This window comes from Pseudomonas sp. FSL L8-0168 (genome assembly GCF_037976155.1).
Classification (GTDB): domain Bacteria; phylum Pseudomonadota; class Gammaproteobacteria; order Pseudomonadales; family Pseudomonadaceae; genus Aquipseudomonas; species Aquipseudomonas paracarnis.
Genome location: NZ_CP150262.1, coordinates 5,942,880 through 5,964,727 on the forward strand (window position 1 = coordinate 5,942,880; position 21,848 = coordinate 5,964,727).

Consider the following 21,848-nt stretch of genomic DNA (forward strand, 5'->3'; position numbering starts at 1 on the left):
CTATCAAATTAGTGGCACCCGTGGTGGAGGGATTTCCAGTGTCTGCCGTTCTCTCGTTGTTACAAAGCCGTCTGTTGCGGCCGGTGTTCGTTACCCTTGGTATCGCTCTTTTGGTGCAAGTGCTGGTGGCCGTCGCGCTGACGCGGAGCACGGTGACGGCGCTGGAAGCCGATTTGGGCAATCGTCTGGGCATAGATAGCCAGAAGTTGTCTGGCGAACTGGCCCAGGCTGGCAAGGAAGTCACGTCCAGCCTGGACAGCCTCTCCGCCAGCACGCGCCAGCGCCTCACAGCCGGGCTTTCCACGCGCTTGCAGGAAGAGCAAAAGCAGTTGCGTGCGACGCTGGAAAAAGACCTGCAGGACTCCGCCAACGACATGGCGCAACTGCTGGCCTCGGTCGCGCCCCGTGCCATGTGGGACAGTGACGTGCCGACCCTTTCTGAGTTTGCCCGCCGGGCCCAGCGCAACCCCAATGTGCTGTTTGTGGTATATGACGACGCCGCAGGCGAGCACCTGACCCGATACCTGAACCGCGAAAACCCGATCAACCAGGCCCTGCTGGCAAAGGGCGCAGGGGAACGTGCCCTGGACAAGGTGCTGGACGCGGCCAAGACAGACCCCTCCGTGTATTACGTCGAAGCCTCCATCAGCCCCAACGGTGTGGAAATCGGCAAGGTGCGCATGGGCGTGTCGACCGCGACGGTTGAAGCCGACCTGCAAGCCTTGGATAAGCGCTTTGCCGCGCTGATCGCCAGCGGTGATCAGCTGGTGGGTGACAGCCTCAAGGGAGCCGCTGCTGACAGCGCCAACGCCATGGGCGCCCGGCTGCAATCGGCGCAAGCCACTGCCACGCAAATGACGGCCAACACGGCCGCCGCTGTGCAAGACGCGGCGGGCACCCTGCGCTGGCGTATCGGCATGGGTCTGGCGCTGGTGGGGCTTGGGGTCTTGCTGCTGATCGCTATTGTGCTGGGCCGGCGCGTGGTCAATCGTCTGAAGCTGCTGATTGCCGCGATGGATGACCTGGCGGCCGGCGAAGGCGACCTCACCAAGCGCGTGCAGATCAACAGCAAGGATGAAATCGGTGATATGGCCTCGGCGGTCAATCGCTTTGTGGATAAGTTGCAGCCCATCGTGCGGGAGGCAGGCGACGTGGCCCAGCGTACTGGTGTGGAAATCGGCGCCATGACGTTGCGCAATGCTGGCGCCGATGCGGCGGCGGGCTTGCAGCGTGATGAAGTGGCCGAGAGTTTGCGCGCTTTGTCGCAAATGGCCGATGAGGCCCAGGCCGAAAGCCACGCCATGCAGGCGGCCCTGCAGCAGGTGGTGGATATTCGCCAGGCCACGGATGAAAACTCACGGACCTCGGCCGAAGTTGGCAGCTTGATCGAGGCGTTGGCGGGGCAGGTGCAGGCCGGTTCCCAGGTGATCGAACGGCTGGCGCAGCAAAGCGAACAAATTGAAGTGGTGTTGACCGTGATTCACGGTATCGCCGAGCAAACCAACCTGCTCGCTCTCAACGCGGCCATCGAAGCGGCACGGGCTGGCGAGACTGGGCGCGGCTTTGCGGTGGTGGCCGATGAAGTGCGTGCGCTGGCCAGCAAGACTCAAAGCTCCACTGGCGATATCCAGGCGCATATTGTTGCGTTGCAGCAGGGCGCGCGTGAGGCCGTAGAAACCATCGGCAAGGCGGGGCGCCAGGCCAGTGAGGGCTTGCTGGTGCTGCGCGATAGCGTGCGCTTGCAGCAGACGGTGCAGGCTTCTGTGGAGCAGGTGCATGCGGCGATTGGCCTGGCGACGCGCGCGGCCGAGCATCAAGCCCAGGGCGCGCATGCGGTGCGTGGGCGCGTCGAGGTGATTCATGCCCAGGCCGAGCGTGCGGCGCAAGCGGTGGTGGAGACGACGGCCAGTGGCAAGGTGTTGGATGGGTTGGCGGCGCAGTTGAAGGCGAGTTTGGGGCAGTTCAGGGCGTGAGGTTGTCTGGACTGGCCTCATCGCAGGCAAGCCAGCTCCCACATTCAACTGCATTCCAAAGTTGGAACTCGGTCACTGTGGGGGCTGGCTTGCCTGCGATAGCTGTTTCAGCGACTCAGATACATCCGAGTCGTGAGCAGATACACCGGCAACCCCGACACCACTATCAACAACGCCGCATACGGCGCCGCCGCCGCAAATTCCACATTCGAGGTATGTGCCCAGACGGCCGTCGCCAAGGTATTCAACCCGGTCGGGCTGAGCAGCAACGTCGCCGTCAATTCCTTCATCGCATCCAGGAACACCAAGGCAAACGCCGCCCCCAGCGCCGGAAAGATGATTGGCAACGTCACCCGGCAAAACGCACTGAAGGACGATGCGCCTAACGTGCGCGCAGCCTCTTCCAGCTGTGGCGCCGCCTTGTTCAGTGCTGTACGAATCGGCGCCTGTGCCAACGGCAAAAACAGCAGCGCATAAGCAATCAGCAATAACGCAGAGGTCTGGTACAGCGCGGGGATGTAATGCAGGGCGAAATACACCAGGGTCAGCGCAATCACCAGGCCGGGCAGGGCATGCAGTAGATACGGCAAGCGTTCGGCCCAGAGTGCCAACTGTCCTTTGTAGCGCACCACCAGCAGCCCAACCGGCACTGCCAGTACCAGGCACAGTGCGGCGCCGCCCAGGGAGAGCGCCAGGGATGACAGCAGCGCCTCGCTGATCTCGGCCATCGGAAACGCCGCTGACGAACCGACGGCCAACCAATAGCCGAGCATGCCCAGCGGGATGCCGCTGCCGATGATCGCCAATGCCAGGCAATACACCTGGCCCAATGGCGCCCACTTGCCGAGTCGAACCTGCTCGGCGTGCCGCGCCGCGCCCTGGCCGATGCGCACATGCCGGCCTTTGCCGCGTACGCGCAGCTCCAGCCACAGCAGGGTCAGGCACATCACCAGCAGCACTGCCGAGAGCATTGCCGCATTGGCATTGCTGAATTCCAGTTCGAACTGCTGGTAGATCGCGGTGGTGAAGGTCTGCAACCCGATAATCGACAGCGCGCCGAATTCCACCAGCATGTGCAGTGCGATCAATAGTGAGCCGGCCAGCAGCGATGGCCACAGCAGCGGGAGTGTGATGCGAAAGAACACGCCCCAGCGGTTGAGCCCCAGCGTGCGGGCCGATTCTTCCAGGGAGGGGTCTAGATTGCGCAGTGTTGCCGCCACCGGCAAAAACACCAGCGGGTATTTGGACAGGCTCATCACCAGGATCGCGCCACCGAGCCCCTCGAACTGAGCGCTCAGCGACACCCAGGTAAAGCTGCTGACAAACGCCGGCACCGCAAACGGCAGGCACAGGATCACGCCCCAGATGCGCCGTCCTGGCAGGTTGCTGCGTTCCAGTAGCCAGGCCAGGGACAGGCCGATCACGCCGCAGGTCAGGGTCACGCCGACCATCAATGCCAGCGTGTTGCGCAGCAGCCCGAACACATAAGGTCGCCACAGTAGATGCACCGCCTCCGTCCAGCCCGCCTGCCAGGCTTTGAGCCCGACATAGGCGAGCGGCAACAGGCTCAGGCCAACCAGCAATAGCACAGGCAGCAGCAGCCAGATTGACGGGCGTTTGCGACGGGGGGTGAACCCCGTGACGGAAAGCGATGGGTTCATCAGTTCAGGCCAACGTCACGTTCCAGCTCCAGGGCTTCTTCGGCGTTACCCAGGTCTGCGGGGGTGACCTTTGGTGGCTGCAGCTCGCTAAATGGCTTGAGGCCGCGGTTCGATTCCATGCCCTTGCGCAGCGGGTACTCGGCCGACGTGTTGGTGATCACGCGCTGGCCCTCTTCGCTGGCCATGAATGCCAGCAATTGCTGAGCTTCTTTGGGATGCTTGCTGGATTTGAGTGCGGCAGCGGAGGACACGGTGATCAGGCCGCCAGCATCACCATCGGTGAAGTAATGCAGCTGGGAATCCAGGTTGGTTTTTTCCTTTTTCAGGGCGAACCAGTAGTAGTTGTTTACCAGCACGGTGGCCACTTCGCCGTTTTCCACGGCCTTGAGGGCGACCATATTGTTGCTGTACACCTTGCCGAAGGCGCGCAGGCCGGTCAGCCATTCTTCCGCGGCTTCGCGACCGTGCAGCTTGATGATTGCCACGGCTTGTTCCTGGAACGCGCCGCTGGTGGGCACGAAACCGACCTTGCCTTGCCATTCGGGGCCGGCGAAATCCAGTACCGATTTGGGCAAGTCTTTTTCCGCAATCAATTTGGGGTTGAAGGCTACGACGCGGGTGCGTGCGGTCACGCCCATCCAGTTGCCGTTTTTGCCCACGTAATCCTTGGGCAGGACATCGAGGGTGCTGGCATCGATTTTTGCCAACAGGCCTTGCTCGCCGAGTTTGTTCAGGGGCGGTGATTCTTCGGTGTAGATGACGTCGGCAGGGGAGCGCTCACCTTCTTCGACGACTTGGCTGGCCAACTGGTTGCTGCTGCCTTTGCGCACGTTGACGTGGATGCCGGTCTTGGCTTCGAAGGCCTTGGCGAGTTCATCGCCGACTTCTTTGTGTTGGCCGTTGTATAAGGTCAGGGAGACCTTGTCGGCAGAATGGGCGGCGGGCGAGAGCAGGGTCAGGCTGAGTAGGGTGAGGGTCAGGCCGCGCAGAAGGGATGTCTTGAGTCGGTTGTCACGGATCATCATCCGAAGTGTTCCTCGCTTATATGCAACAAATCATTGCAAGGATAAACGATAAATCTTCTCAAGTGCGGATGAGGGGGAAATCACTGGGGAAGTTTTCAAACCCCGGAAACGAAAAAACCCGCTTTCGCGGGTTTGATCTGAATTTGGTGCCCAGGAGAAGACTCGAACTTCCACGACCTTGCGATCACCAGCACCTGAAGCTGGCGTGTCTACCAATTTCACCACCTGGGCATTATCTAACAACGTTGCCGCTGTTGATGGGGCGAACTATACGGCGGGGTTTTTAATCTGTAAACCCCTGATTCGAAAAATATAAATCAATTTTTCCGTTAAAAATCAAAGGTCTGAAACGAAAAAACCCGCTTTCGCGGGTTTGATCTGAATTTGGTGCCCAGGAGAAGACTCGAACTTCCACGACCTTGCGATCACCAGCACCTGAAGCTGGCGTGTCTACCAATTTCACCACCTGGGCAGCATCAACAACGTTGCCGTCGTCGATGGCGCGCACTATACGGAGCGATATTTGAGCTGTAAACCCCTGCCATGAAAAAAGCCTGGAAAATTTCACCAGCGGTCGTGCAAGGTGCGTGGCGGGGGTCGTAAAGGTCTTTTAAACGCTTGTTGATACCTGAAATTTCCCGTTTCAATACGCGTATGCCAAACTAACCCACATATAGACAAGGTGAAAACTCTCTAATGGCCGATTGGCAGTCCCTCGATCCCGAGGCCGCTCGTGAAGCGGAAAAATATGAAAACCCTATTCCTAGCCGCGAACTGATCCTGGCGCACCTCGCCGATCGTGGTTCGCCTGCTAGCCGCGAGCAGTTGGTCGAAGAATTCGGTCTGACCACCGAAGACCAGCTCGAAGCCCTGCGCCGCCGTTTGCGTGCGATGGAGCGCGATGCTCAATTGATCTACACCCGTCGTGGCACTTACGCGCCGGTAGACAAGCTCGACCTGATCCTGGGCCGCATTGCCGGCCACCGCGACGGCTTTGGCTTCCTGATACCGGACGATGGCAGCGACGACCTGTTCATGAGCCCGGCGCAAATGCGTCTGGTGTTCGATGGCGACCGTGCCCTGGCGCGGGTTTCTGGCCTCGACCGCCGTGGTCGTCGTGAAGGCGTGATCGTCGAAGTGGTGTCCCGTGCCCACGAATCTATCGTCGGCCGTTACTTTGAAGAAGGCGGCATCGGCTTCGTTGTGCCGGATAACCCCAAGGTCCAGCAGGAAGTGCTGATCACCCCGGGCCGCAATGGCGCCGCCAAGGTCGGCCAGTTCGTCGAGGTGAAAATCACCCACTGGCCTACTGCGCGCTTCCAGCCCCAGGGCGATATCGTGGAGGTGGTCGGCAACTATATGGCGCCGGGCATGGAAATCGACGTTGCCTTGCGCACCTACGATATTCCTCACGTCTGGCCTGATGCCGTGCTCAAGGAAGCCGCCAAGCTCAAGCCGGAAGTCGAAGAGAAAGACAAAGAAAAACGTATCGACCTGCGCCATCTGCCGTTCGTCACTATTGACGGCGAAGATGCCCGCGACTTCGACGATGCGGTCTACTGCGAAGCCAAGCCTGGCAAGCTGCGCCTGTTCTCCGGCGGTTGGAAGTTGTACGTCGCGATTGCCGACGTCTCCAGTTACGTGAAGATCGGTTCGGCCCTGGATAACGAAGCCCAGGTGCGCGGCAACTCCGTGTACTTCCCAGAGCGCGTGATCCCGATGCTGCCTGAGCAGCTGTCCAACGGCCTGTGCTCCCTGAACCCGAAAGTCGACCGTTTGGCCATGGTGTGCGAGATGACCATCTCCAAAACCGGCGAAATGACCGACTACCAGTTCTACGAAGCGGTGATCCACTCCCAGGCGCGTCTGACCTACAACAAGGTCAGCACCATCCTGGAAACGCCGAAGACCAGCGAAGCCAAGGCTCTGCGTACCGAGTACGCTGGCGTGGTGCCGCACCTCAAGCAGCTGTACTCGCTGTACAAGGTGTTGCTGGGTGCCCGTCATACCCGTGGCGCGATCGATTTCGAAACCCAGGAAACCCGGATTGTCTTCGGCTCCGAGCGCAAGATTGCGGCGATCACCCCGACCACCCGTAACGACGCGCACAAGCTGATCGAGGAGTGCATGCTGGCGGCCAACGTGGCCACTGCCGAGTTCCTCAAGAAGCACGAAATTCCTGCGTTGTACCGTGTGCACGACGGCCCGCCGCCGGAGCGCCTGGAAAAACTTCGCGCCTTCCTCGGCGAGCTCGGCCTGTCCCTGCACAAAGGCAAGGATGGTCCTACGCCGAAGGATTACCAGGCCCTGCTGGCCAGCATCAAGGACCGTCCGGATTACCACGTGATCCAGACCGTGATGCTGCGATCCCTGAGCCAGGCGGTGTACAGCGCCGATAACCAGGGCCACTTCGGCCTGAATTACGAAGCGTACACCCACTTCACTTCGCCGATTCGCCGCTACCCGGACTTGCTCACGCACCGGGCGATCCGCAGCGTGATCCATTCCAAGCAGAACACCCCGCACGTCAAGCGCGCCGGTGCCATGACCATTCCGAAAGCACGGATCTATCCGTACGACGAAGCGGCCCTGGAACAGCTGGGTGAGCAGTGCTCCATGAGCGAGCGCCGCGCCGACGAAGCCACCCGCGACGTGGTGAACTGGCTCAAGTGCGAGTTCATGAAGGATCGCGTGGGCGAATCGTTCCCGGGTGTGATCACCGCCGTGACCGGCTTTGGCCTGTTCGTCGAGCTGACCGACATCTACGTCGAGGGCCTGGTGCACGTCACCGCCTTGCCGGGTGATTACTACCACTTCGATCCTGTGCATCACCGCCTGGCGGGCGAGCGCACCGGTCGCAGCTTCCGTCTGGGCGATACCGTTGAAGTGCAGGTCATGCGTGTCGACCTCGACGAGCGCAAGATCGACTTCGGCATGCCTGACAAGCCGGCAGAGCCTGCGGGTCGTAAAAAACGTGGTGAAACCACAGCGCCTGCGTCCAAAGGCAAAGCGACCGCTGCAAAAACCACGGCCGAGCCTGCACCTGCCAAGGCCGGTCGTCGTTCTTCTGCCAAGGACAAGGCCCCTGAAGCCTACCGCCCAAGCGACGCTGCGGCGAAAAACGCCGAGCTGCGCAAGAGCCGCGAGTTGAAGCAGCAGTTGCTCAACGAAGCCAAAAGCGGTGGTAAAGCGGCGTCTGGGGGAAAGTCTCACGGGGCGGAAAAGCCGTCGAGCAAGCCAAGTAAACACCGTAAAGGCCCGCCAAAAGCGGGTTCGGCTCCCGCAAAAAGCGGCGGGTCGCGCAAACCTAAGGCCAAGTCATGAGTCTGGAAAAAATCTACGGCGTGCACGCCGTAGAAGCACTGCTGCGTCACCATCCCAAGCGCGTCAAGCAGGTGTGGTTGGCCGAAGGTCGCAGCGAGCCGCGCGTACAGGCGCTGGTCGAGTTGGCTACGCAGAATAAGGTTGCCATCGGCCAGGCCGAGCGTCGTGAAATGGACGTGTGGGTCGAAGGCGTTCACCAAGGTGTGGTGGCTGACGTCAGTCCGAGCCAGGTGTGGGGCGAGGCGATGCTCGACGAGCTGCTCGACCGTACCGAAGGTGCACCGTTGCTCTTGGTGCTGGACGGCGTGACCGACCCGCACAACCTCGGCGCCTGCCTACGTTCGGCGGATGCTGCCGGTGCGCTGGCGGTGATCGTGCCCAAGGACAAGTCCGCGACCCTGACGCCGGTGGTGCGCAAGGTCGCCTGCGGTGCGGCGGAAGTGATTCCGCTGGTGGCCGTGACCAACCTTGCGCGTACTCTGGAGAAGCTCCAGCAGCGCGGCCTGTGGGTCGTGGGCACGGCGGGGGAGGCTGAGGTCAGCATTTATGACCAGGACCTCACTGGCCCGACCATCTTGATCATGGGCGCCGAAGGCAAGGGCATGCGTCGCCTTACCCGTGAGCATTGCGATTACCTGGTGCACCTGCCGATGGCCGGTAGCGTCAGCAGCCTCAATGTGTCGGTGGCGACGGGCGTGTGCCTGTTTGAAGCCCAACGTCAGCGTGGCGCGAAAGCCAAGGCCAAGCCCAAGAAGTGATCAAAATGTGGGAGCGGGCTTGCCCGCGATGACGGAGCGTCAGGTGGCAGAGATGTTGCCGGTGCCATGGTCATCGCAGGCAAGCCCGCTCCCACATTGGTTCTGTGGTGTTTATTCAGGATTGTTCAAATAATCACCAATTGCCTTGCGCCGCTTCTCCCCCTTCTCTACAATTGCGCCCCTTGCCTTCCTGGCAGGCACCGATGTGCCTCCCCTGCGGCAAGATCCATAAGTGTCATTCACTCCTTGTCTGACCGTTTTTGAGCGGCAGGCTACAACCCGTAAGGAGCATTCATGCGTCATTACGAAATCATCTTTTTGGTCCACCCGGATCAAAGCGAGCAAGTCGGCGGCATGGTTGAGCGTTACACCAAGCTGATCGAAGAAGACGGCGGCAAAATCCACCGTCTGGAAGATTGGGGCCGTCGTCAACTGGCCTACGCAATCAACAATGTTCACAAGGCTCACTACGTGATGCTGAACGTTGAGTGCACTGGCAAGGCCCTGGCCGAGCTGGAAGACAACTTCCGCTACAACGATGCAGTGATCCGTAACCTGGTCATCCGTCGCGAAGAAGCCGTTACCGGCCAATCCGAGATGCTCAAGGCTGAAGAAAACCGCAGTGAGCGCCGTGAGCGTCGCGATCGTCCTGAGCACGAAGGCGCTGAAAGCGCTGAAGGCGAAGAGAACGACAGCGATAACGCTGACGAGTAATCCACGGACCTTATTAAGGAGCCTATCAAATGGCACGTTTCTTCCGTCGTCGTAAATTCTGCCGCTTCACCGCTGAAGACGTGAAAGAGATCGATTACAAAGATCTCAACACTCTGAAAGCCTACGTATCCGAGACCGGCAAAATCGTTCCAAGCCGTATCACCGGTACCAAAGCACGTTATCAGCGTCAGCTGGCCACCGCTATCAAGCGCGCCCGCTTCCTGGCCCTGCTGGCCTACACCGACAGCCACGGCCGCTGAGACCGGGCAGTCGACAAGTAGTAAGGGATTGAATGCATGCGCGCCTTAGCTGAGTTCATCATGCGCGGTCGCGTGCAGGCCACTCTGGTAGTGGCTGGATGTGCGGCATTGCCGTTGCTTTATTGGTTGGGTGCTGCCGCAGGTTGCCTTGTGCTGCTGCGGCGCGGTTTGAAGGACGCCCTTGGCGTTCTTGCCCTGGGTTTGTTGCCGGCCTTGATCTGGTGGCTGCAAATGGGTGATCCACGGGTACTTCTGGTACTGCTGGGGTCATCGAGCCTTGCGTTGGTTTTGCGCGCAAGTGAGTCCTGGGTCCGTACGCTGCTGGTCAGCGTGGCATTGGGGTTGGTGTACTCAGTGATGCTTGGCGCGGCTTTCCGCCCGCAGATCGAGGCGCTGGCGCAGGAGATCGTCAAGATCCTGCCGTTGGCCCTCGGGGATCTCTACCAGCAGTTGTCGGTAGATGAGCGAGCGCGGTTTGCGTCACTGATTGCCCCGGTCCTGACTGGCCTGATTGCGGCTTTGTTGCAGGTCGTCAGCGTGCTGAGCCTGATTCTTGGGCGTTATTGGCAGGCGTTGTTGTACAACCCGGGTGGTTTTGGTCGCGAGTTTCGCAGTATCAGAATCCCAGCGGGGCCGGCGATGTTGCTGCTGGCGTGCATGGTTGTCGGGCCGAACTTCGGCCCACAGATGGCCTTGCTGGCGCCGATTTGCAGCGTACCGCTGGTGTTTGCCGGGCTGGCCCTGATTCATGGGCTGGTTGCGCGAAAGCGCCTGGCCAGGTTCTGGCTGGTGGGGTTGTACGTCACGCTGTTGCTGTTCATGCAGCTGATCTATCCGTTACTCGTGGTCTTGGCCATTGTTGACAGCCTGATTGATTTTCGCGGTCGTCTGGCGTCGAAAGACGCCGATAACGCGAACGGTGAAGGTTAAAAGTTAGAGGATTTTCACATGCAACTGATCCTTCTGGAAAAAGTCGCCAACCTGGGCAACCTGGGCGACAAAGTGAACGTTAAGGCCGGCTACGGTCGTAACTACCTGCTGCCATACGGCAAAGCCACCGCTGCAACCGCTGCCAACCTGGCTGCGTTTGAAGAGCGTCGTGCTGAGCTGGAAAAAGCCGCAGCAGACAAAAAAGCGTCGGCCGAAACTCGCGCTGCCCAACTGGCTGAGCTGGAAGTGACTATCACTGCCACCGCTGGTGACGAAGGCAAGCTGTTCGGTTCGATCGGCACCCACGACATCGCTGATGCACTGACCGCCTCCGGCGTTGAAGTGCAGAAGAGCGAAGTTCGTCTGCCGAACGGCACCATCCGCAACGTAGGCGAATTCGACGTAGCCGTGCACCTGCACGCCGAAGTTGAAGCCACCGTACGCGTTGTCGTGGTAGCAGCTTAAGTCGCACCTAACTGACTGGCACCTCGCGTGCCAGCCGGTTAACATCGGGCACGATCCTGTTTACAGGTCGTGCCTTTTGTTTTTCTACACACCCCAAATTCCAAGTGGCCATGAACGAAATCTCCGCTCCTGAGCAATACGATCTGCAAACCGCTGCCCTGAAGGTGCCGCCGCATTCCATCGAGGCCGAACAGGCCGTGCTCGGTGGCTTGATGCTGGACAACAACGCCTGGGAACGCGTGCTGGATCAAGTCTCGGACGGTGACTTCTATCGTCATGACCACCGCCTGATCTTCCGCGCCATCGCCAAGCTGGCCGACCAGAACTCACCGATCGACGTGGTAACCCTGGCCGAGCAGTTGGACAAGGAAGGCCAGACCTCCCAAGTGGGTGGCCTGGGCTACCTCGGTGAGCTGGCGAAAAACACGCCGTCCGTCGCCAACATCAAGGCCTATGCCCAGATCGTCCGCGAGCGCGCCACCCTGCGCCAGTTGATCGGCATCAGCACTGAAATCGCCGACAGCGCCTTCAACCCCGAAGGCCGCACTGCTGCCGAGATCCTTGACGAAGCCGAGCGGCAGATCTTCCAGATTGCAGAAGCACGGCCCAAGACCGGCGGCCCGGTCAGCGTCAACGACCTGTTGACCAAAGCCATCGACCGCATCGACACCCTGTTCAACACCGACGCGGCTATTACCGGTATTTCCACCGGCTACACCGACCTCGACGAAAAGACCAGCGGCCTGCAGCCGTCCGACTTGATCATCGTCGCCGGCCGTCCGTCGATGGGTAAGACCACCTTTGCGATGAACCTGGTGGAAAACGCCGTTCTGCGCAGCGACAAGGCGGTGCTGGTGTACTCCCTCGAGATGCCAGGTGAATCGCTGATCATGCGTATGCTCTCGTCTCTTGGCCGTATCGACCAGACCAAGGTGCGTTCCGGTCAACTTGAGGATGACGACTGGCCGCGCCTGACCTCGGCGGTCAACCTGCTCAACGACCGCAAGCTGTTTATCGATGACACCGCCGGTATCAGCCCGTCCGAAATGCGCGCGCGTACCCGGCGCCTGGTGCGTGAGCATGGCGACATCGCCCTGATCATGATCGACTACCTGCAGTTGATGCAGATCCCCGGTTCCAGTGGTGACAACCGTACCAACGAGATTTCTGAAATCTCTCGTTCCTTGAAGGCGCTGGCCAAGGAATTCAACTGCCCGGTGGTAGCGTTGTCCCAGCTCAACCGCTCCCTGGAGCAACGTCCCAACAAGCGTCCGGTGAACTCCGACTTGCGGGAATCCGGAGCGATCGAGCAGGACGCCGACGTGATCATGTTCGTGTACCGCGACGAGGTGTACCACCCCGAGACGGAACACAAGGGCATTGCCGAAATCATCATCGGCAAACAGCGGAACGGCCCGATCGGGTTTATCCGGTTGGCGTTCATCGGCAAGTACACGCGTTTCGAGAACCTGGCGCCGGGTAGCTACAACTTCGACGACGACGAGTAGTTTCAAGCACCTGTAAGGGCCTCATCGCAGGCAAGCCAGCTCCCACATGTGGAATGCGCTCTCCTGTGGGAGCTGGCTTGCCTGCGATGGGGTCACCACAATTCCGACTACTACCGTCGGAATTGGTCAAAATTTGTGCTATATTCCGCGCCCGCGATTTTTCATCTTCACACCGGTCACCGTCATGCAAACAGCCAAGCCGTTATTTGACTATCCCAAGTACTGGGCCGAATGTTTCGGTCCTGCGCCATTCCTGCCGATGAGCAGGGAGGAGATGGATCAGCTTGGCTGGGATTCGTGCGACATCATCATCGTCACCGGTGATGCCTATGTTGACCACCCATCGTTCGGCATGGCGATCATCGGCCGGCTGCTGGAGTCCCAGGGCTTTCGCGTCGGGATCATTGCGCAGCCGAACTGGCAGTCCAAAGACGACTTCATGAAGCTCGGCGAGCCGAACCTGTTCTTCGGCGTCGCGGCCGGCAACATGGACTCGATGATCAACCGCTACACCGCCGACAAGAAAATCCGCTCCGACGACGCCTACACCCCCGGCGGCATGGCTGGCAAACGCCCCGACCGTGCAAGCCTGGTGTACAGCCAGCGTTGCAAGGAAGCCTACAAGAATGTACCGATCGTACTCGGCGGCATCGAAGCTTCCCTGCGCCGCATCGCCCACTACGACTACTGGCAAGACCGCGTGCGCAACTCGATCCTGATCGACGCCACCGCCGATATCCTGCTGTACGGCAACGCCGAGCGGGCCATCGTCGAAGTTGCCCAGCGCTTGTCGTGGGGCCACAAGATCGAAGACATCACCGATGTGCGCGGTACTGCGTTCATTCGCCGTGACACGCCGGCGGGCTGGTACGAAGTGGACTCCACGCGCATCGACCGTCCGGGCAAGATCGACAAGATCATCAACCCGTATGTGAATACCCAAGACACCCAGGCCTGCGCCATCGAGCAGGAAAAAGGTCCAGTCGACGATCCGGAAGAAGCCAAGGTTGTGCAGATCCTCGCCAGCCCGCGTATGACCCGTGACAAGACCGTGATCCGCCTGCCATCGGTGGAAAAGGTCCGCGGCGACGCGGTGCTCTATGCCCACGCCAACCGCGTGTTGCACCTGGAAACCAACCCAGGCAACGCCCGTGCCTTGGTGCAGAAACACGGAGAAGTGGACGTGTGGTTCAACCCGCCGCCCATTCCCATGACTACCGAAGAAATGGACTACGTGTTTGGCATGCCTTATGCCCGCGTACCGCACCCGGCGTATGGCAAGGAGAAGATTCCGGCCTACGACATGATCCGTTTCTCGGTGAACATCATGCGTGGCTGCTTCGGCGGCTGCACCTTCTGCTCGATCACCGAGCACGAAGGCCGCATCATCCAGAACCGTTCCGAAGAGTCGATCATTCGCGAAATCGAAGAGATCCGCGACAAAGTGCCGGGCTTCACCGGCGTGATCTCCGACCTCGGCGGCCCGACGGCGAATATGTACCGCATCGCCTGCAAAAGCCCGGAAATCGAATCCGCGTGCCGCAAGCCATCGTGCGTGTTCCCTGGCATCTGCCCGAACCTGAACACCGACCACTCGTCGTTGATCCAGCTGTACCGCAGTGCCCGTGCGTTGCCGGGTGTGAAGAAGATCCTGATCGCTTCCGGCCTGCGCTACGACCTGGCCGTCGAGTCGCCGGAGTACGTCAAAGAGCTGGTCACCCACCACGTCGGTGGCTACCTCAAGATCGCCCCGGAACATACCGAGGAAGGTCCGCTCAACCAGATGATGAAGCCGGGCATTGGCAGCTATGACAAGTTCAAGCGCATGTTCGAGAAGTACACCAAGGAAGCGGGCAAGGAGCAGTACCTGATCCCGTACTTCATCGCCGCCCACCCCGGCACCACCGATGAAGACATGATGAACCTGGCCCTGTGGCTCAAGGGCAATGGCTTCCGTGCCGACCAGGTGCAGGCGTTCTACCCGTCGCCGATGGCCACCGCCACCGCGATGTACCACTCGGGCAAAAACCCGCTGCGCAAGGTCACCTACAAGAGCGACGCGGTGACCATCGTCAAGAGCGAGGAGCAGCGCCGCCTGCACAAGGCGTTCCTGCGTTACCACGACCCGAAGGGCTGGCCGATGCTGCGTGAAGCATTGACCCGCATGGGCCGTGCCGACCTGATCGGGTCGGGCAAGGACCAACTGATCCCGCTGCAACAGCCGTCCACCGACAGCTACCAGAGCGCCCGGCGCAAGAACTCGACGCCGGCCGGCAGCCATAAGGTCGCCAAGGAAACCACCACCAAGATCCTCACCCAGCACACCGGCCTGCCACCCCGTGGCAGCGACGGCAGCAACCCGTGGGACAAGCGCGAGCAAGCCAAGGCTGCGGCCCAGGCGCGCAATAAGCAGGCGGCCAAAGAGCGCAGCGATGCGGCCAAGGGCAAGGGCGGCAAGCCTACGCGCAAGCCGGTTGTGCCGCGTTGATCGACGCCTGAAATGCAAAACGCCAGCCTCGTGCTGGCGTTTTGCTTTCTGGTCGGAGGTGAGGCTGTTTGGTAAGGTGGCGCCCATTAGATTGCTGTCGCAGGCAAGCCAGTTCCCACACTTGGAACGCATTCCCCTGTGGGAGCTGGCTTGCCTGCGATGAGGCCGGTCTGGGCACTCTCAATTTCAAGGAAGAACACTATGGGCAACCCCTTGCTCAACATCGGCATGGACTCCAACCGCTCCCAATTCATGGCGCGCCAGCGCATTGAGAGCCAGATCAACCTGCCGCGGCTGTTCGCCGTCATTGACGCGGACCCCAGCATCGTCGGCGCTGGCGTGGTGTACATCGACGCCGACTTCAACGTGATCACCCTGCGCGAATTCAAGCCCATCTGCAGCATCAAACCCAAGCGCGTCATTTTGCGCGAGGCGCAGAAGTACATCTCGCCGGCGCAGTTCGTCGAGCAGGTGAAGACCGACCCCCGTGAAGGGCGACTCCAGAAGGAGGCCTTTGATATGGGGCTTTCCTGTGGGGCGGCGGTGATCGGTTGGATCGTGGTGTTCAGTGGCAGCGTCGCCGTACCCTTCACCGCCGGCGCCAGTGCTTTTGTGGTGGGTATTGGTGTCACAGCGGCGCTGGCCAGCAGTGCTCAGTGCGGGTTTGGCGTGGCCCGTACCTATAACGAGATCCTTGACCCGCAAGCCAACGACCGCATGGACGACGCCCAGTGGTATGGCGCGGTGTCACCGATTCTCGATGCCGCGTCGTTGGTCGGGATCGGAACGGGAGCCTTCACCACATTAAGGCTACTCAAGGCCAAAAAAGCCGCTGCGTTGGGCAAGAGCTGGTATGAATTGCTCAAGGGCTTGAATCGCCAGGAGCGCAAGAAGTTGACCCAGGAATTGCTTAGTCTCAAAGACCCAAGCCTGACCCCCAAGTTGCTCAAGTTGCAGCAGCGCGCCGGCACGTTGCCCAAGCGCTACAGCTCCACGGAAATTCGTCATGCCACGCTCACCCAGCTCAAGGACGCCTTGGGCGGCATGTTGGGTATCTGGGGCAGCTATCGAACCGGTCACGTTGGCTCGGCATCGACGCTTGCCATTGGCCTGTATGAGGAACTGACGGAATGAAGGGGTTTCCCGATAGGCGCAGTTTCCTTGCGCGTTATTTTCCGGTGTTCATGGGCACCATCTTCATGGCGATTTTCTCTGGTTCGGTGGCTGTCTCCACGGCGGGCGTGACCTATTTGCGCGGTGTTGAGCCGGCGCTCAAGGCCAACTACTCCGGGGCTGCAATCCTGGTGCTGGTGGCAGTGTTGGTGTTTGGCAATGTGATGATTGCACGCGGGTATCCCTGGGCGACCCGGCTGGTGGCGGGCTACCTGGTGTGTTGCCTGCTGTTCGTGTTGCCGATGATTCAATACGGCCTCAATACCCTGGTGTACGGCTCGGCGGTGCTGTTTCCGCTGCTGGGCTTGCTGCTGCTCAACAGTAAGCGCCATCGTGAAATGCGCCAGCGGTTACTCGAAATACGTCACCTGCGTCGGGCGGTGATTGCGCAACGCAAGGCCCGTTGATTAGGTAGGTTTATTGGCGGTAGGTGGCCTGTTTGTTAGGGTGGCGCCCATCAGATTGCTATCGCAGGCAAGCCAGCTCCACAGGGGAATGCATTTCAAGTGTGGGAGCTGGCTTGCCTGCGATGAGGCCGGTCTGGGCACTTTCAATGTCAAGGAAGAACACTTATGGGCAACTCCTTGTTCAACATCGGCATGGATTCCAACCGCTCTCAATTTATGGCGCGCCAGCGCATCGAGAGCCTGATCAATCTGCCACGGCTGTTTGCGGCCATCGATGCTGACCCCGGCGTTGTCGGTGCTGGCGTGGTGTATATCGATGCCGATTTTAATATCGTCACTCTGCGCGAATTCAAGCCCATCTGCAGCATCAAGCCAAAGCGTGTCATCCTGCGCGAGGCGCAGAAATACATCGCGCCGACACAATTCGCTGATCACGTAGTAAACAATCCACGGGAATCCAGGCTGATCGGCGAGGCCGTAAATACCGGAATCTCTTGCCTGGGTGCTGTCATCAGTTGGGCTGCGATTGCCAGCGGTACTATTCTGGTTCCTTTCAGTGCCGGCGCGAGCTCAGTCATTGTGGTGGTGGGGTATGCGGCCGCAGGCGCGAGTTCGCTCCAGTGCTTCAATGGCATTGCCCGAACGACCCTTGAGGTGGCCAAGCCTTAGGTAAACGATTGGCTCGACAGTGAAGGCTGGTACCAGAATGCATCCATTGTGCTGGACGCGGTATCGTTGGCCGGTGTGGGCGCTTCAGCCCTGACGACGGTCAAGCTGGTCAAGGTCGCTAAGGCATCGACGGGCAAGAGCCTGCGGGAAGTGCTACGCGGCTTGAACCGTCAGGAGAGGACCAAGCTGACCAAGGAACTACTGAGCATCAATGATCCCAGCCTGACCTCGAAGATGCTCAAGCTCAGGCAGGCATCGGGTGAGCTCTCCAAGCGTTTCACCCCGACGCAACTCAAGCAAAGCACCAGTACTCAGATCAAAGATATCCTGGGAGCGACCGTCGGGTTCGGAGGCAGCGCCTACTCTGGGAACGTCAATACCATTGCGATAGGCTTGTACGAGGAAATAAACGAATGAGTGAGCTGATGACGCTGCGCGACTTCTTCAGGCGTCACTTCTTGACGTTTCTGGGCGGCGTATTTGCTGCGTACTTTTCGCTGGCACTTGCAGTGGCGCTGGCTTTCGTTACCTATTTTCGTGATGCGCCCCTTGCTCAAGTCGGGCTCAAGATCCTGGTCGCAGGTGCATTGCTTATCTTGTTGACGGTCCATAGCAACTTTATGATCCTGCGGGGCAAACCTTCATGGGCATGGGTGATGGTCGCCATCTACGCTGCCTGTCTGTTGTTTGTGCTCCCCATGATTCAGTACAACCCACACAGGGTTCTCTATAGCCTGTCGCTGATTTTCCCGCTGTTCGGCCTGCTGGTGCTCAACAGCAGCGGGCAGCGAGAGATGCGGGCAAAACTTGTGCAAATCCGTCAACTGCGCCAAGCCCTGAATACCAGGCGTACTACGCCTTAACTGGGTAGATTCACCACCTGCACTCAGCCCGGCGCTACAAATGTGTGCAGCGCCTGCACCATAGCCGCAACGTTGGCGCTGTTTTGGTGCTGTACTGCACCGGGCCTGACGTTTTAGTGCAATGACTGCTGCTGTGGCATAAGTCTTGCGCGCGTTGTGCTTATGCCCTGGCTCGCAGGAGGCCGCCGTGTCGATTCATGTCGCGTTGCACCACGTTACGCATTACCGCTACGACCGTGCAGTTGAACTCGGCCCGCAGATCGTGCGGCTACGCCCGGCGGCCCATAGCCGTACGCGGATACTGTCCTACGCGTTGAAGGTGTTGCCCGAGCAGCATTTCATCAACTGGCAGCAAGACCCCCAGGGCAATTACCTGGCGCGCCTGGTGTTCCCGGAAAAGACTGACGAGTTGCGCATTGAAGTCGACCTGGTCGCCGAGATGGCGGTGTTCAATCCGTTCGATTTTTTCCTGGAGCCCTACGCCGAAAATATCCCGTTCAGCTACGCCGCCGATGAGCAGCGCGAGCTGGCGCCGTATCTGGAAACCTTGCCGCTGACGCCAAGGTTGGCTGCGTACCTGGCCGGTATCGACCGCACGCCGCTGCCTGCTGTGGATTTCCTGGTCGGCCTCAACCAGCGCCTGGCCGCCGATATCGGTTACCTGATTCGCATGGAACCGGGCGTGCAAACTCCGGAATTTACCCTGGAAAACGCATCCGGCTCTTGCCGCGACTCGGCCTGGTTGTTGGTGCAATTGCTGCGCAACCTCGGATTGGCGGCGCGATTTGTCTCTGGTTATCTGATTCAACTGACCGCCGACGTCAAAGCCCTCGACGGCCCGTCCGGTACCGAGGTGGACTTCACCGACCTGCACGCCTGGTGTGAAGTGTATTTGCCCGGCGCTGGCTGGATTGGCCTGGATGCCACGTCCGGGTTGTTCGCCGGTGAAGGGCATATCCCCTTGGCCTGTAGCCCCGATCCATCGTCCGCCGCGCCCATCAGCGGGTTGGTGGAGCCGTGCGAATGCGAGTTCACCCATGAGATGTCGGTGGAGCGCATCTGGGAAGCGCCACGGGTGACCAAGCCCTACACCGAAGAACAATGGTTGGCGATCCAGGCTCTGGGCCGGCAGATCGACGGCGACCTGCTCAAGGACGACGTACGCCTGACCATGGGCGGCGAGCCGACCTTCGTCTCTATCGACGACCCAGACGGCGCCGAATGGAACACCGCAGCCCTGGGCCCGGACAAGCGTCGCCTGTCCGCCGAGCTGTTCCAGCGCCTGCGCCAGCACTATGCGCCCAAGGGCCTGGTGCATTTCGGCCAAGGCAAGTGGTACCCCGGGGAGCAATTACCACGTTGGTCGCTCAACTGTTATTGGCGCCGCGATGGCGTGCCGATCTGGCACAACAGCGCGCTGATCGCCGATGAGCAAGAGGACTACGGCGCCGATGGGGTGATGGCCGGGCGTTTCCTGGCCAGCGTCGCCGAACGCCTAAAACTGCCGGCGCGCTTTGTGTTCCCGGCGTTCGAAGACAATTTCTACTACCTGTGGCGCGAAGGGGCGCTGCCCCAGAACGTCACTGCCCAAGACCCGCGCCTGAGCGACGACCTGGAGCGTGAGCGCCTGCGCAAAGTCTTCAGCCAGGGCCTGGATAAAATCATCGGCCAAGTGCTGCCGCTGGCACGCACGGCGGCCAATGACCGCTGGCAGAGTGGGCGTTGGTACCTGCGCGACAACCATTGCCGCCTGGTGCCGGGGGATTCGCCGCTGGGCTATCGTCTGCCGCTCGCTTCGCAGCCCTGGGTGACGGCGGCGGAGTATCCGTTTGTGCATCCGACCGACCCTAACCAGGATCAGCCGGAGCTGCCGACCAGCGCCCAGTTGCAAAACCATGGCGAGCCCGCGCCGGGTGATGAGCGTGTGCCCAAGGTCGACGAGTCCGCCGACTGGCTGACCCGTACCGCGCTGTGCGCCGAAGCACGGGGAGGGCGCCTCTACCTGTTTATGCCGCCGCTGGAGCGCGTCGAGGATTACCTGGAGCTGGTGGCTGCCATTGAGGCCACCGCCGAAGAGCTGCATTGCCCGGTACTGCTGGAAGGCTACGAGCCGCCAGCGGATACGCGCCTGAGCAATTTCCGCGTCACGCCAGATCCCGGTGTCATTGAGGTCAACGTACAGCCATCCGCCACCTGGGACGAGTTGGTGGAACGCACCGAATTCCTCTACGAAGAGGCACGGCAAACCCGCCTGACCACCGAGAAGTTCATGATCGACGGGCGCCATACCGGCACCGGTGGCGGTAACCACTTCGTACTCGGCGGCGCGACGCCCAAGGATTCGCCCTTCCTGCGCCGACCGGACCTGCTGCGCAGCCTGATCAGCTACTGGCATAACCACCCGTCGTTGTCCTATTTGTTCTCCGGCCTGTTTATCGGCCCCACCTCCCAGGCACCCCGGGTGGATGAGGCGCGCAACGATGCGCTGTATGAACTGGAAATCGCCTTCGCGCAGATGCCGGCACCGGGCGAGGAGTGCCCGCCATGGTTGGTGGATCGCCTGTTGCGCAACCTGCTGATCGACGTGACGGGCAATACCCATCGCGCCGAATTCTGTATCGACAAACTCTACTCACCCGACGGCGCCACGGGCCGACTGGGCCTGCTGGAACTGCGCGCCTTTGAAATGCCGCCCCATGCGCGCATGAGCCTGACCCAGCAGTTGTTGCTGCGGGCGCTGGTCGCGCGGTTCTGGCGCGAGCCCTATGCGCCGTCGAAGCTGGCGCGCTGGGGCACAGAACTGCATGACCGTTTCCTGTTGCCGCACTTTATCGAGCAGGACTTTGCCGACGTGATCGTCGAGCTGAACGCGGCTGGTTACCCGCTGCGTGCCGAATGGTTCGCGGCGCATCTGGAGTTTCGTTTCCCCAAGGTGGGCGACTACGCCGTCAGCGGTATCGAACTGGAACTGCGCCAGGCCTTGGAGCCTTGGCATGTGCTGGGCGAGGAGGGCGCAGTGGGTGGCACGGTGCGCTATGTGGATTCGTCCCTGGAGCGCCTGCAAGTGAAGTTGAGCGGGTTGCCGCCGCAACGTTACCTGCTGACCTGCAATGGCGTGCCGGTGCCGCTGCAACCGACCGGCCGCGTCGGTGAGTTCGTGGCGGGGGTGCGTTATCGCGCCTGGCAACCGGCCAACTGCCTGCAACCGACCATCCCCGTGCATGCGCCGCTGGTATTTGACCTGCTCGACACCTGGATGCAGCGTTCGTTGGGCGGCTGCCAATACCATGTGGCGCACCCGGGCGGGCGCAATTACGACAGCCTGCCGGTGAATGCCAATGAGGCGGAGAGCCGGCGCATGGCGCGGTTTTTCCGCTTGGGGCATAGCCCGGGCAAGCTTGTGGTGCCGACTGTAACGGTAAACGATGAGTTGCCAATGACCCTGGATTTGCGGCGTTTCACAAAAAATAAGGAATGAACATGATCCAAGTGTGGGAGGGCTTTTGTGGCGAGGGAGCTTGCTCCCGCTGGGGTGCGAAGCGCCCCCAATAGCAGGCGACTGCTGCGCAGTCGAGCGGGAGCAAGCTCCCTCGCCACAACAAGCCAGCTCCCACATTGGATCGTAGTGAA

At 60.5% G+C, this 21,848-nt stretch carries 15 protein-coding genes, 2 tRNA genes and 1 pseudogene; 14 read left to right on the forward strand and 4 right to left on the reverse strand.

All coding sequences use genetic code 11. The features are described from left to right. Positions 1-38: 38 nt before the first annotated feature. Positions 39-1,973, forward strand: a complete 1,935-nt coding sequence (locus MHH62_RS27180; protein WP_014716670.1) for a methyl-accepting chemotaxis protein — start codon at positions 39-41, stop codon at positions 1,971-1,973. A 107-nt stretch (positions 1,974-2,080) separates the two neighbouring features. Here the strand turns inward: MHH62_RS27180 and MHH62_RS27185 are convergent, their stop codons facing one another. The 4 genes from MHH62_RS27185 to MHH62_RS27200 all read right to left on the reverse strand — a co-directional run bounded on the left by MHH62_RS27185 (position 2,081) and on the right by MHH62_RS27200 (position 5,131). Continuing rightward, a complete protein-coding gene (locus tag MHH62_RS27185; protein WP_020301627.1) occupies positions 2,081-3,634 on the reverse strand; it encodes an iron ABC transporter permease in 1,554 nt (517 codons plus the stop codon). After that, the gene (locus tag MHH62_RS27190; protein ID WP_339232170.1) at positions 3,634-4,659 is read right to left on the reverse strand and encodes an extracellular solute-binding protein; all 1,026 of its coding nucleotides are present in this window, start codon (positions 4,657-4,659) and stop codon (positions 3,634-3,636) included. The genes MHH62_RS27185 and MHH62_RS27190 overlap by 1 nt, the downstream gene beginning before the upstream one ends. 144 nt (positions 4,660-4,803) lie before the next feature. Then, positions 4,804-4,890, reverse strand: a tRNA-Leu gene (locus MHH62_RS27195). 154 nt (positions 4,891-5,044) lie between these two features. Next, positions 5,045-5,131, reverse strand: a tRNA-Leu gene (locus tag MHH62_RS27200). 224 nt (positions 5,132-5,355) lie between these two features. Here MHH62_RS27200 and rnr point away from each other — a divergent pair. The 13 genes and pseudogenes from rnr (at position 5,356) to MHH62_RS27265 (ending at position 21,696) form a co-directional block, all read left to right on the forward strand. Next, the gene (gene rnr, locus MHH62_RS27205) at positions 5,356-7,983 is read left to right on the forward strand and encodes a ribonuclease R (protein ID WP_339232172.1); all 2,628 of its coding nucleotides are present in this window, start codon (positions 5,356-5,358) and stop codon (positions 7,981-7,983) included. After that, positions 7,980-8,741, forward strand: coding sequence for a 23S rRNA (guanosine(2251)-2'-O)-methyltransferase RlmB (gene rlmB, locus MHH62_RS27210; RefSeq protein ID WP_003188074.1), 762 nt, complete (start codon positions 7,980-7,982; stop codon positions 8,739-8,741). The genes rnr and rlmB overlap by 4 nt, the downstream gene beginning before the upstream one ends. A 294-nt stretch (positions 8,742-9,035) precedes the next feature. Then, positions 9,036-9,455 carry a 30S ribosomal protein S6 gene (gene rpsF, locus MHH62_RS27215; RefSeq protein WP_003188075.1) on the forward strand — a complete coding sequence of 140 codons (420 nt, stop codon included), beginning with the start codon at positions 9,036-9,038 and terminating at the stop codon, positions 9,453-9,455. A 29-nt stretch (positions 9,456-9,484) separates the two neighbouring features. Continuing rightward, the gene (rpsR, locus tag MHH62_RS27220; protein WP_002551829.1) at positions 9,485-9,715 is read left to right on the forward strand and encodes a 30S ribosomal protein S18; all 231 of its coding nucleotides are present in this window, start codon (positions 9,485-9,487) and stop codon (positions 9,713-9,715) included. A 36-nt stretch (positions 9,716-9,751) separates the two neighbouring features. Then, positions 9,752-10,645, forward strand: coding sequence for a hypothetical protein (locus MHH62_RS27225; RefSeq protein WP_019818302.1), 894 nt, complete (start codon positions 9,752-9,754; stop codon positions 10,643-10,645). Positions 10,646-10,663: 18 nt separating this feature from the next. Then, complete coding sequence (gene rplI / locus MHH62_RS27230; protein ID WP_003171376.1) at positions 10,664-11,110, forward strand: 50S ribosomal protein L9; 447 nt, start codon at positions 10,664-10,666, stop codon at positions 11,108-11,110. A 110-nt stretch (positions 11,111-11,220) separates the two neighbouring features. After that, positions 11,221-12,618: a replicative DNA helicase gene (gene dnaB, locus MHH62_RS27235; protein ID WP_003188079.1), complete on the forward strand. Its 1,398-nt coding sequence runs from the start codon at positions 11,221-11,223 to the stop codon at positions 12,616-12,618. A 184-nt stretch (positions 12,619-12,802) separates the two neighbouring features. Continuing rightward, positions 12,803-15,106: a YgiQ family radical SAM protein gene (locus tag MHH62_RS27240; protein ID WP_339232174.1), complete on the forward strand. Its 2,304-nt coding sequence runs from the start codon at positions 12,803-12,805 to the stop codon at positions 15,104-15,106. A gap of 201 nt (positions 15,107-15,307) precedes the next feature. Beyond that, the gene (locus MHH62_RS27245; protein WP_019818300.1) at positions 15,308-16,240 is read left to right on the forward strand and encodes a hypothetical protein; all 933 of its coding nucleotides are present in this window, start codon (positions 15,308-15,310) and stop codon (positions 16,238-16,240) included. Further along, on the forward strand, positions 16,237-16,686 hold the full coding sequence (locus tag MHH62_RS27250; RefSeq protein ID WP_014716677.1) for a hypothetical protein: 450 nt from the start codon (positions 16,237-16,239) through the stop codon (positions 16,684-16,686). Before MHH62_RS27245 ends, MHH62_RS27250 begins: the two co-directional genes overlap by 4 nt. Before the next feature lie 165 nt (positions 16,687-16,851). Beyond that, a pseudogene (locus tag MHH62_RS27255) lies at positions 16,852-17,772 on the forward strand (NAD synthetase). Further along, positions 17,769-18,218, forward strand: coding sequence for a hypothetical protein (locus MHH62_RS27260; protein WP_020301625.1), 450 nt, complete (start codon positions 17,769-17,771; stop codon positions 18,216-18,218). The pseudogene MHH62_RS27255 and the gene MHH62_RS27260 overlap by 4 nt, the downstream one beginning before the upstream one ends. 187 nt (positions 18,219-18,405) lie before the next feature. Further along, the gene (locus MHH62_RS27265) at positions 18,406-21,696 is read left to right on the forward strand and encodes a transglutaminase family protein (protein ID WP_020301624.1); all 3,291 of its coding nucleotides are present in this window, start codon (positions 18,406-18,408) and stop codon (positions 21,694-21,696) included. The last annotated feature ends 152 nt before the right edge of the window (positions 21,697-21,848 follow it).

Excerpts from the sequence above, each read along its gene's own strand:
- MHH62_RS27190 (WP_339232170.1), bottom strand. The coding sequence starts at position 4,659 with ATGATGATCCGTGACAACCGACTCAAGACATCCCTTCTGCGCGGCCTG.
- MHH62_RS27240 (WP_339232174.1), top strand. The coding sequence starts at position 12,803 with ATGCAAACAGCCAAGCCGTTATTTGACTATCCCAAGTACTGGGCCGAA.
- MHH62_RS27225 (WP_019818302.1), top strand. The coding sequence starts at position 9,752 with ATGCGCGCCTTAGCTGAGTTCATCATGCGCGGTCGCGTGCAGGCCACT.
- rplI (WP_003171376.1), top strand. The coding sequence starts at position 10,664 with ATGCAACTGATCCTTCTGGAAAAAGTCGCCAACCTGGGCAACCTGGGC.
- MHH62_RS27260 (WP_020301625.1), top strand. The coding sequence starts at position 17,769 with ATGAGTGAGCTGATGACGCTGCGCGACTTCTTCAGGCGTCACTTCTTG.
- rpsF (WP_003188075.1), top strand. The coding sequence starts at position 9,036 with ATGCGTCATTACGAAATCATCTTTTTGGTCCACCCGGATCAAAGCGAG.
- MHH62_RS27245 (WP_019818300.1), top strand. The coding sequence starts at position 15,308 with ATGGGCAACCCCTTGCTCAACATCGGCATGGACTCCAACCGCTCCCAA.
- MHH62_RS27185 (WP_020301627.1), bottom strand. The coding sequence starts at position 3,634 with ATGAACCCATCGCTTTCCGTCACGGGGTTCACCCCCCGTCGCAAACGC.
- dnaB (WP_003188079.1), top strand. The coding sequence starts at position 11,221 with ATGAACGAAATCTCCGCTCCTGAGCAATACGATCTGCAAACCGCTGCC.
- MHH62_RS27250 (WP_014716677.1), top strand. The coding sequence starts at position 16,237 with ATGAAGGGGTTTCCCGATAGGCGCAGTTTCCTTGCGCGTTATTTTCCG.
- rnr (WP_339232172.1), top strand. The coding sequence starts at position 5,356 with ATGGCCGATTGGCAGTCCCTCGATCCCGAGGCCGCTCGTGAAGCGGAA.
- rpsR (WP_002551829.1), top strand. The coding sequence starts at position 9,485 with ATGGCACGTTTCTTCCGTCGTCGTAAATTCTGCCGCTTCACCGCTGAA.
- rlmB (WP_003188074.1), top strand. The coding sequence starts at position 7,980 with ATGAGTCTGGAAAAAATCTACGGCGTGCACGCCGTAGAAGCACTGCTG.